The sequence below is a fragment of the Protofrankia sp. CiP1_Cm_nod3 genome, assembly GCF_982290655.1.
In genome coordinates, this window is record NZ_CEVIVD010000154.1 from 1 (window position 1) to 10,594 (window position 10,594).

At 70.9% G+C, this 10,594-nt stretch carries 9 protein-coding genes; 5 read left to right on the forward strand and 4 right to left on the reverse strand.

Going from position 1 to position 10,594, the window contains the following annotated elements; translation table 11 throughout:
* Together AC5LUJ_RS20630 and AC5LUJ_RS20635 are read left to right on the forward strand one after the other, a co-directional pair.
* The coding region (locus tag AC5LUJ_RS20630; RefSeq protein ID WP_493465550.1) for a hypothetical protein at positions 1-281 on the forward strand (281 nt) is incomplete at its 5' end.
* A gap of 63 nt (positions 282-344) precedes the next feature.
* Entirely contained in the window at positions 345-1,088 is a 744-nt protein-coding gene (locus tag AC5LUJ_RS20635; protein ID WP_250284533.1) for a hypothetical protein, read from the forward strand.
* Positions 1,089-1,110: 22 nt separating this feature from the next.
* Here the strand turns inward: AC5LUJ_RS20635 and AC5LUJ_RS20640 are convergent, their stop codons facing one another.
* From AC5LUJ_RS20640 to AC5LUJ_RS20655, 4 genes are all read right to left on the reverse strand, one after another.
* The gene (locus AC5LUJ_RS20640; RefSeq protein ID WP_250290290.1) at positions 1,111-1,827 is read right to left on the reverse strand and encodes a hypothetical protein; all 717 of its coding nucleotides are present in this window, start codon (positions 1,825-1,827) and stop codon (positions 1,111-1,113) included.
* A gap of 271 nt (positions 1,828-2,098) precedes the next feature.
* Positions 2,099-2,488: a hypothetical protein gene (locus tag AC5LUJ_RS20645; protein ID WP_250284530.1), complete on the reverse strand. Its 390-nt coding sequence runs from the start codon at positions 2,486-2,488 to the stop codon at positions 2,099-2,101.
* Positions 2,489-2,588: 100 nt separating this feature from the next.
* Positions 2,589-4,520, reverse strand: a complete 1,932-nt coding sequence (locus AC5LUJ_RS20650; protein WP_250284528.1) for a DUF4012 domain-containing protein — start codon at positions 4,518-4,520, stop codon at positions 2,589-2,591.
* A 255-nt stretch (positions 4,521-4,775) separates the two neighbouring features.
* The gene (locus AC5LUJ_RS20655; protein ID WP_250284526.1) at positions 4,776-7,049 is read right to left on the reverse strand and encodes an MMPL family transporter; all 2,274 of its coding nucleotides are present in this window, start codon (positions 7,047-7,049) and stop codon (positions 4,776-4,778) included.
* Positions 7,050-7,233: 184 nt separating this feature from the next.
* On the opposite strand from AC5LUJ_RS20655, the gene AC5LUJ_RS20660 reads away from it, so the two are divergent.
* The 3 genes from AC5LUJ_RS20660 to AC5LUJ_RS20670 all read left to right on the forward strand — a co-directional run bounded on the left by AC5LUJ_RS20660 (position 7,234) and on the right by AC5LUJ_RS20670 (position 9,984).
* The gene (locus AC5LUJ_RS20660; protein WP_493465552.1) at positions 7,234-7,941 is read left to right on the forward strand and encodes a TetR/AcrR family transcriptional regulator; all 708 of its coding nucleotides are present in this window, start codon (positions 7,234-7,236) and stop codon (positions 7,939-7,941) included.
* Positions 7,942-8,118: 177 nt separating this feature from the next.
* Positions 8,119-8,739, forward strand: coding sequence for a DUF192 domain-containing protein (locus tag AC5LUJ_RS20665; RefSeq protein WP_493465551.1), 621 nt, complete (start codon positions 8,119-8,121; stop codon positions 8,737-8,739).
* Positions 8,740-9,153: 414 nt separating this feature from the next.
* Positions 9,154-9,984 carry an SDR family NAD(P)-dependent oxidoreductase gene (locus AC5LUJ_RS20670; RefSeq protein ID WP_250286105.1) on the forward strand — a complete coding sequence of 277 codons (831 nt, stop codon included), beginning with the start codon at positions 9,154-9,156 and terminating at the stop codon, positions 9,982-9,984.
* Positions 9,985-10,594: the final 610 nt, after the last annotated feature.

A 10,594-nucleotide genomic window follows, 5' to 3' on the forward strand; every position in this document is an offset into this window, starting at 1 on the left:
ACCTCGGCCCCCCAGCCGAGGTACGCCCCGGCATCTCCAGGTGCCTGCCGGTGGGCGCAGAACAGATCCTGCCGGGCTCGCGGGAGCCCGAACAGGGCGCCCCCGCACCGGAGCAGGGGTGCTCCCCCGAGGTCCGGGCGTTCCGGGGCCCCGGGAGCGCCCGCGGGATCATCGTCGGACGGGATGGGACGGGATGGGACGGGGCATCCCGGCAGACCGTCCGGACCGGCCGCTGGCGGAAGGCGGCGCGGAAGACGGCCTGGAAGGTGATTCGGACATGACAGCCAGCAGGTCTTTTCGTGGCTAGGCTCATCGGGTCGGCATGAAAGGGGCGGCGAAGACGCATGGTCCCACGAGGGATACCGGACGCGGCGACACCGGCGGTCGTCGCGAGGATCGTCGCGGGCGGACGGAGATGGAATCTCGCAGCGGGCCGGCGGCTGACCTTCGGCCGGGCCGGCTGTGACATCCCGTTCGGGGCCGATCCGCAGGATCTGCTTGTCTCCCGCCGGGCCGGGACGCTGGCCGAGAGCGAAGGCGCGATCGTCATCAGCAACACGGGTCGGCATCCCCTGCTCCTACTGACCGCCAGTGGCGACACCCATCACATCGTGTCACCGGGCACGGCCCTGTCCGCCGGGCTGGCCGAGTTCCACATCGTCGCCGTCGGCACGGACGGCGAGCGTCACCAGATCGGCGTCGTCCATCATCGCCGGCGGCAGGTGCACCGCGATCAGGACACGATGCAGATCTCCGTCCGTCTCACCCAGACCGAACGCCTGCTGCTGGTGGCGCTCTGCGAACCGCGGCTGCGTACCGGTGACAACCACGCGCCGTTCGCCACGTACCGGGAGATCGCCCGCCGGGTCAGCCGCGACGACAACTATGTCCGCTCCCGGCTTGCCACCGTGCGCGGCAACCTTGCCGGGCAGGGGATACCCGGGCTGCTACGGGACGAGCCGGGGCCGGCGTCGCGCCGGCTGCCCGACTACATCGTCCGGCTCGGCGAATGGGTGATCGCCGCTGGTCTGGTGACCGTGGACGACCTTGAGCTCCTGAGCCCGGACGGCTCCAGGCGAGAGGGCTAGGAGGCGACAGAACCAGGGCATGTCAGACGGATCCGCGGTCGTCCGGGTATGGCCCGGGCGGCTGCGGATCCGTCGGGGGTGGCCCGCCTGCGACGGCCTGGGCCGCAGGTGACGGCGTGTCCGTGTCCCGGGCCCGGCGGCGCAGGGCGCGGAAGAACACGCCGCCGCCGATCAGAGCCGCGGCGGCCACCGCGAACACACCGGCCTGGGTACCGGAAACCGGCAGGGCACCGTCCGCGTCCCCGCCGGCTTCCCCGGCCGTGCCCGCGTCGTCGGTGCCGTCCGCGGTGCCGGCGGCGTCCACCCAGACCATGCCGACGGCCTTGCGCTCCTCGGCATCGGCCGGTTGCGCCCCGACGGCGCCGCCGGCCCGCCCGGTGTACGACGCCGTGTCGGCCGCGTCCTTCGGCGTTCCGGTGGCGGTCAGATAGTGGTCCCCCTGGGTGGGCAGGGTCAGCCGGATCGCGAAGCTGCCCGTGTGGTCCGCGGTCACGGTCCGGGTGCGCGCACCGTTGTCGTCGATGGTGATCGTGCTGCCCGGCGCGAAGCCGCAGCTGCTGAAGAGCACCGACCCGCCCGCCAGGACCCGTTCAGGGCCGACCGAGGCGAAGCTGACCGGACCGGCGCAGTCGGGAAGCTGGTCCTGTAGCTGCTGGGCGGTGGCCGGTGACCCCAGCGTCGCGCTGAGGGTCAGGCCGCCGCCGAGCAGCAGGGTGAGGGCGACTACCCGGAAGTTCATGGAGGTACTCCTCCTGCCGCGGTCTCGTCAGGGGCAGGTGCTGCCAGGGGCAGGTGACGTGAGGACTACGTAGCGGGGGCTACGCAGCGGGGGCTACGTAGAGGGGGCTACGTAGCGGGACGAGTGAGGGACGACGTGAGGGACGGCAGGGGGCTCGGCGTGACCGGCTCACCGCCCTGGGCCGCATCCGATGGATCTTCGACCGCGTGGGCTGCGTTCGGGCAGCCACTCGCCGTCAGATCTCCGTCGGACACGGCCTGGGCGGCGGTTGTCAGCCGGCGCGGACCGGGATGATCGCAACGGTGACCCGCAGCCGCCCGCTGGGGGCCTGGCCGACGGCGGTGAGCCTGAGCACACCGCGCGTGGGCGGGGCCGTCAGCGTGGCCAGGATGAGGCCATCGCCGTCCGCGGTCGTGCTCCCGTAGTACTGGAAGTTGCTGTAGAGCTGGACGGTCGAGCCGGGAGCGTAACCACATCCACCGAAAGTGAAGGACGCGTTGGTTACGACCGGGCTCGGTGTCACCGTGCCTCTGTCCAGGAAGCCGGTGCACCGGAAGGGGGGCGGATAGGGCTGGGCGACGGCCGGGGACGCCGATGTCACGCCGAGCGCCAGCAGACAGCCGGCGGCGAGCAGAGCCGCTCCCAATCGACGGAATCTCATGGATGTACTCCCACTGTCGGGTCTGCTGGTATAAGCAGCCTGAACATGAACACTGTCAGCTTATAGATCGCTACTTTCCGTGTCTATGCTACTCGGCGTGTCATCTGGGATTCTGTGACCATGGGGCGACAGAACGTATACCTGATGTGGTGACGGTTTCAGGGACGGCGAGTGGCTGCGGCCGCAGGAGCAGGACCGGCCTGGCCACCGGTTCCCAGATCCGCAGCACCAGCGTGCGGGTCTGCCCGCGGTCGACCGACAGCGGCGTCGAAAGCACCGGATGGCCCCGCTCGACGCCACGGCGCAGGTGGACGGGAAGCCCGTCCAGGGTGGCCGCCTGTAGCCCGCTGCCCACGCCGGTGTACACCGCCAGCGACAGCAGGTTCTGCGCGTCCGGGTTGCCCGCCGGGGGTGCGCCCTGCCCGAGGGGCCCGGGCGGACCGGCGCCGGGCGGACCCGCGCCAGGCTGACCGGGAACAGGCTGGTCGCTCCGGTTGCGGACGTAGGCGCTCAGCCCGGCCGGTGCCGCGTTCGTGACCCGTATCGTGATCGTTACGTCCGCGGAGCCGTCGGGACGACGGACACTGCGGTAGTCGGTGCCGCGCCGCAGCCAGTAGTCGAGTTTGCCGGCCGCGGCATTCTGCGTCACCACCGCGAGATAAGGGCCGTCACCATCGGGGAGCGCGCCGCCCAACGCGGTCGTCGCAAGGATTCCCTGTTCCGCCGGATGGTTGCTGGATACCAGCAGACGCCCTTCGGTGGCGGCCCGCCCCAGCGCGGACAGCAGCGCCGAGGTGTTTCCCGCGTCGGACGCGGCCGCGTCGTAGACGGCCCGCCCCACGGCGGCGAAGAAGTCGTCCCGCTGCCGGGCGTCGCCGATCTCGGCGTACGCCCGTGACTCCACGAGCTCGACGAGCGAGCCGGCCGGGACGCTCCGCCCGCCCGGCAGGACCGCCGGCCTCGTCGCGGCCAGCAGATAGGACAGCGTCGTCGGATCGACACTGACCGTCCCGTCGACGCGCACACCCGTGCCCGCCTGGTAGAGCGCCGTGTAGAAGCTGCCGACGGTCGGGTAGTGCGGGGTGAGGTTGGCGTTGGCCCAGACCTGGGTCGGCCACGCGTCCGCGTACATGTTCTCGAGCTCGGGCGGGAGCGCCATGGCCGGCACCCGCTGGGTCGGCCCGCCGGGCAGGTGGCCGTTGCCGGAGATGCCGGTGAGCTCAAGCCTGCCGTTGACGGCGGTCAGCAGGCCGAAGGCCCCGATGATGCCCCCGGTGGCCCGGGACTCGGCCGGGTTCTGGACGACCAGCAGGTAGTGGCGCGGCCCGTCGGCGCCCATCATCGGCGGCACCAGCCGGGTCGCCAGCTCCAGCGTGGCGGCGGCGCGCTCGAGCCGTTCGGCGTGGCGCAGACCCTTCTGGCGGGCGTCGGCGAGCCCGAGGCGGGCTCCGGTCGCCCCGCAGCCCGGCGTCGCCGCGAGCCGCCGGCGGAACTGGCTGATCGCGGCATGCGTGGACGCGGCGGCCGGCCGGGCGGCCGCGATCCGGCCGGTGTCGATGGTGGTGCCGGTGCGCAGGGCGTCCAGGTCGAGGACGGATCCGGTGGGGTCCAACAGGGCGCGCGAGTCCTGGAGCAGCTGGTCCAGCGCGGTCACCAGGGAGCGGACGGAGCGGCTGGGGCAGCCGACCGCCGGGACGTGGCCGGCCAGCGCCCACAGCGGGTCGCCGGTCAGCTCCCGGGCGGCCGCGGTTTCCGTGGCGATCATGTTCACCCGGGCGCGCAGCGCGTCACCGGACGGCTTGTCGCCGGCCTGCAGCGCCTGGTCCAACGCGGCGATCTCGTTCTGGGCGGTCCGCAGATGCGATCGCGCGAGCAGGCCGCGTACCGCCGTCCATGACACCGCCAGCGCCAGGAGCAGCACGAACACGGCGATGCCGAGCAGCGGCAGCCGCGCCCTGCCCAGCCGCCGCCGGGCCCGCTCCAGCGGCGGAGGCTGCTCCGCGTCCGCGGCCTGGGCCGGAGGCGTGGTCACCGTCGACGCGGCTCCGGCCCGGGCGACAGCCGCGGCCCAGAGGGCGGCTCGGGCCCGGCGGCGGCCGCGGCCACCGTCACGAGCGGGAACTCTCGCCTTTTAGCAACCTTCTGCTTCTTCATGACTCCGCAGCGTAATAACTGCGGATGGTGCGTGTACAGACCGGCTCTGCGCCGGTTGCTGCCTCTGGTTGCTTTCAGCTATGTTGTCATGGATTGTCCATATTGTCACGGATTGCCGCGACGTCCTGACGGGCTATGCGTGGTGGTCGGCCCGGTGGGCCGGTGGGGTGTGAGTGGACGCGCTCGCCTGGTCGCGGGGGCTGTCCTCCTCGTCCGCGGGGGTGATGACCTCGGCGGGCACGGGAGTGTTGCGGATCTCCTCGATCTCCTCGGCCGACTCCACCGAGACCTTCGGCAGTATCCGGTCCAGCCAGGACGGCAGCCACCAGTTCGCCTTCCCGAACAGGTGCATGAGCGCGGGCACCAGCAGCGCCCGGACGATGAACGCGTCGATGAGGACGGCCACCGCGAGCCCGAGGCCGAACAGTTTGATCACCCGGTCGGCCCCGAGGATGAAGGACGCGAAGACAAGAGTCATGATCGCGCCAGCGGCGGTGATCACGCGGCCGGTCTCGGCCTGCCCGAGGGAGACCGCGATCCGGTTGTCCCGGCGCACGAGCCACTCCTCGTGGATCCGGCTGACCAGGAACACCTCGTAGTCCATGGACAGCCCGAAGAGGATGGCGAAGAGCATCACGGGCAGGAAGGGCTCGACCGGGCCGCCCTTGACCCCGATGAGGCTCGCGAGCCATCCCCACTGGAAGATCGCGACGATCACCCCGAACGCCGAGCCGACCGCCAGCAGGTTCATCACCGACGCGGTCAGCGGTACGACGACACTGCGGAACACCGCCATCAGCAGCAGGAAGGCCAGCGCCACGACCACTCCCATGAACAGCGGGAGCTTGCTGGTCAGGACGTCGGAGAAGTCCTGGTAGGTCGCGGTCACACCGCCGATCTTGATGTCCAGGGCGGTGCCCGCGGTCACCCGCGGGATGGTCGTCTCGCGCAGCCGCCTGAGCAGCGCGGCGGTCCTGGCGTCCTGCGGGCTGGTGGCCGGGAACAGCGCCACGATCGCGGCCTGCCCGTTCGGGCTCGGCTGTACCGGTGAGACGAAGGCGACCCCTGGCTCGGTGCGCAGTTCGGTGACCACCGTCTCCAGGGCCGTGAGGCCGGCGGGGGAGTGGATCTCCGTGACGAGGCTGAACGGCCCGTTGAACCCGGGCCCGAACCCGCCGACCAGCAGATCGTAGGCGCGCCGGGACGTCTTGGACTGCGATCCGTTGCCTTCGTCGGCCGTGCCCAGCCGCAGCGAGAAGAACGGCAGCGCGGTGATCATGATCAGGGCGGCTGACAGCACGGCGTAGACCGCCGGGCGCCGTTCGATCCGGCGGGCCGAGCGCCACCAGAAGCCGGACGCGTGCTCGGGCTCGGGGCCCATGTGGGCGAGCTTCACCCGCTCGGCCCGCCCGAGCACCTTCATCCCGTAGAAGCTCAGCAGCGCCGGGAGCAGCGTGACCGCGGTGGCCATGGTCAGCGAGACGGCAAGGGCCGCGGAGACCGCGACACCGTAGAGGAAGGTGACCCCGAGCGCGTACATGCCCAGCAGCGCGATGCAGACGGTCATCCCCGCGAACAGGACGGCCCGCCCGGAGGTGTTGATGGCGGTGACGGCCGCCTCCTCCGGGGTCTTGCCCGCCCGCAGGCCGATACGGTGCCGGTTGACGATGAACAGCGCGTAGTCGATGCCCACGCCCAGGCCGATGAGGGTCGCCAGTGTCGGCCCGAACTGGGCGACGGACATCACGTGGGAGACCAGGCCGATGCCGGCCATCCCGACACCGAGCGCGATGACCGCGGCGACCAGGGGCAGCGTCATCGCCAGCAGGGTCCCGAAGGCGATGAACAGGATGATCGCGGCGGCCACCACCCCGAGCAGTTCGCTGGTGTTCTGCTGCGGCTGTTCGACGATGGCGACCGCGGTCCCGCTCATCTCGACCTGCAGCGCCCCGCTGTCGGCAGCGCGGGCGGTGTCGATGATCGCTTTGAGGTCGGAGCGGGGGATGTCGACGGCCTGGTCGTCCAGCGCGACCGTGGCGTAGGCGGTCCGGCCGTCCCGGGTGAACTGGCCGACGCCCGGCGGGTCGTACGGGCTGATCACGGCGACCACGTGTGGCAGGCGCGCGACCCGCTCGAGCATCGGGACGACGTCGGCTTCGAGCAGCGGGTTGTAGAGGGTGCCCGTGCGGGCGTGCAGCACGATGCTCGCGGTCTCGCCGGCGGCGGCGGGGAACTCCCGTTCGAGCAGGTCGATCGCCTGTTGGGACTCGGTTCCGGGAAGGGAGAAGTTGTTCTTGTAGTCCGTGCCGGCAGCATATGCGGCCGTCCCGAAGCCGAGCAGGGCTGCGAACCACAGCAGCAGGACGATCCAGCGGTGACGGAAGCACCAACGCGCGAGCGATGCCACGGGTTTCCCCCCGGGTCTGGGCCGATGGACGGGTCAGGGTCAGCGCAGAACGCCGGTGTCCCCGGGCGTTCTGGGCGATCGGTCGGTCGGGGTAGTCTACCGATCGGTCAGTAGGAGGGGATATTGTCAGGATGGCTACAGGTTTCCGCTCCGGACCTCCCGCGGAGAGGGGTGCATGGCGACGATGCCCGGTCGCGCGCCGCGTTCTCACGCTGCGGACACACGTGACCGGATCCTTGCCGTCGCCGTACAGCTGTTCAACGAACGAGGTTACGCAGGGACATCAATCCGTGACATTGCACAGCGCCTTGGTATGACGAAGGCCGCTCTCTACTACCACTTCGCGTCCAAGGACATGATTCTGGACGCGGCGGTGCGGCCGTTCGTGGAGGCGTTCGGCCATGTGAGCGATCTCTCGCGCGTTGATCCACCGGTACCGGCTCGGTCGATCATCGAGGGACTGGTCGAGGCGATGGCCGGTCCGGGCGCGCTGCTGTCCGCCTTCGTCGACGATCCGTCAGTGATCTACCGGCGGATCGGCAAGGGTGACATCGCCTCGTACCGGGACGCCATCGTGACCGCCCTGGCCGGGCCGGAGCCCACTCCGTCACGTATCCTGCGGGCCCGCTGCGCGGTCGCCTGTGTGCAGGCAGGCATCTTCGGCGCCGCGCTGGAGCGGCGGACGCTGGCTGCCGCCGGCGCCGGGGCCACCGGCGCCTGCCTCGGGGAGACTTGCCCCGGGGAGGCCGGCGCCGGCCGGCCGCTCGTTCCGGAGGACGTCCGGCGCGAGGTCGTCGAAGCCGCTCTCGGCGCTCTCGGCGCTCTCGGCGCTCTCGGGCCCGCCGGGGACGCTCTCGAGCCTGCCGGGGACGCTCTCGAGCCCGCCGGGTAGGCCATCGACGCCGGCGGCGTCCGCCCGGGCTCGTCCTCGCCTGTCTCCTATCCGCTGCTGCCCTGTTGCTGCCTGGGCTGCCCGGGGACTCTTGCCGGGGCACCTCGAGCCGGGCTACCGGCGGTGCGAAGACAGATCAATATACTACTTTTAGTAATCTAGAAATATCTTTTAGTAGTGGACGTACTGTGGCCGGGTATCCTGCTGATGATGCTCCGATCACGTTACGTGCTTTCGGTGGTGACCCTGGCGATCGCTGTCGGGGGCGCCGCCTGGCTGTGGGCGCCGTGGTCGCAGGCCGCTCCGGTCCGGTCGCCGCCGTCGGCGGGGGGCCCGGCCGTCGGCCCCGCGGTGACCGCCGCCGACACCGCCGCCGACGCCGACGCCGACGCCGCCGCCGCCGACGGCCCGGCACGGGCCGGGGCGGGCTCGGCGGCCCGCCGGGTGCGGGTGGGGGCGGTGGCCCTCGCCGTCGAGGTCGCCGAGACGCCGGCCGCCCGTGGGCGCGGGCTGATGGGCCGCACGTCGCTGCTGCCCGGAACCGGCATGTTGTTCGTCTTCGGCGGGGAGTCGACGGATGGTTTCTACATGTATCGGACCCTGATCCCGCTCTCGGTCGTGTTCTCCCGGTACGGGCGGGTGGTGGCGATCCATGAGATGACGCCATGTGTCGAAGAGGATCCCGGCAGTTGTAAGATCTACCGGGCTGGCACCGCTTACACGGAGGCGGTGGAGGCGCCGGGTGGCACCTTCAGTAATGCTGGGATACGTCCAGGTGATGCGATTGAATTCTTCTAGTTACATCGGCGCCCGCCGGAGCGCATCAGATCCTTGATGTCAAGGGTCTTGATGTCAAGGGCCAGGCGGCGGGCTGTGGCATGTCGGCCACGAAAAATCCGTGTTCCGATGCCGCGTACCGGTGTGATGGGAGCCACCGGTCGACAATCGAATTCTGGATGAATGTCGACCGGATGTCATGTAGTGCCTGCAGTGTGGATCCGTCGTTGCCGTGACGGGTCCGACAAGGCTTTCGGGGCCGTGTCGTCCACCTGACGATGGACGTTCCGGCCGTGGGGCGATGAAATAGGGCTGGGCCGTACGTGGGGCCGACCGTTTGTCGTCAGCGCTGGCGACACCCAGGTTCCGAGGGCCTGACCGCGACCGTCTCCCACCCGGGAGGAGGCGACCACCGCGCGACCGGAGGGTTTTGTTGTGTATACACCGGCCCGTCCCACGGTTCCGGACAGCCGCCTGCACGTCGTCGCCGAGCAGTCCCGCTTCGCGGGCAGCCGGGGATGGCCGCCCAGGACAGCGCTTGTCACCGGCGCGAGCAGCGGAATCGGCAGGGAGGCGGCGCTGCTGCTCGGCGAGATGAACTGCAAGGTCCTGTTGGTCGGCCGCAACGGTGTCGCGCTCGACGAGGTCGCCGCGTCCACCTCCGGTCACCGGATCGCGGTGGACCTGTCGGTCCCGGGTGCCGAGGCCACCGTGGCCTCCCGCAGCGAGGACCTCCTCGGTGATCTCGATCTGCTGGTGTGCGCGGCCGGCCTCGGCTCGGCCGGCCCGTTCGACCAGCTTTCCCATGAGGCCCTTGCCGAGCTTGTGGCGGTCAATGTGCTCTCGCCGATGGCGCTCGTCCGCGCGGTGCTCCCGGCCATGCTCGACCGTGGGCACGGGCGCATCCTGCTGGTCGGCAGCGTCGCCGGAGCGTTGGGGGTGCGTGGTGAGGTCGCCTATTCGGCAACCAAGGCCGCGCTGGTCGGGTTCGCCAATGCGCTGCGCTCTGAGGTCTCCGGCCGTGGCGTAACGGTCACCCTGTGTTTCCCGGGGGTCGTCGACACGGCCTTCTTCCGTCGTCGTGGAGCGCCCTACGTACGCAGGTGGCCACGCCTGCAACCGGCTCGCCTTGTCGCCGAGCGCATGCTGCTCGCGACCGGGCGGGGCCAGGCCGAGATCTGGGTGCCGCGCTGGTTGTCGCTTGCCGCCCGTGTCCACGGGACGGCGCCAGCGCTCTACCGGCGGCTGGCGGGAGTCTTCGGCTAGAAGCGCTCGGGACGACGGGGAGGCCGGCCCGGACCGCGGGTGATGCATCGCGCGACGGAGGAGACGGACGCCGTGCCCGGCCGCGGCGTGGCCGGCGGTAGGGGAGGACTCCCATGGCACGTCCCGCGGCATGGCGGTGTCCCTCATGGATGTGAGGGTCCGCACAGTACCCGGACAGGCGGTAACGGGGTCATATCGGTTGGATCGGGGAATCATGTGGGGCACACGCCGAAAAAGGGCGTGCCGCATATCGGATGGCCGGCCGGATGCGGTGCGGCCATGGTTTTTCGAGCCCGGGGTCCCGGGAGCCGGCCCGGAAGGCCCCCGGGCCCCCGGGCCGCCGGAGGGCCGAAGGCGGCGCCGTGCCTGTCGCGCGTCGCCGGAGGCCCGCACAGCCTCCGGGGCACCAGGGGGAACCGTGAGGGTGAAGGCTGCATGATCATTACTGCTCCGTGCGGCCGGAGGCTCAGGAATTTGCAGAGCAGACCTGCTCAGGCGCGCCGCCGGACCGTTCCCGCGGCGCGTGTCAGGCCCAACCGCTGACGAGGGGGAGGCGCATGACCACAAGTGACGCAAAGGTCGGCTCGCCGCCAGGCGGGCCGACGGGCGG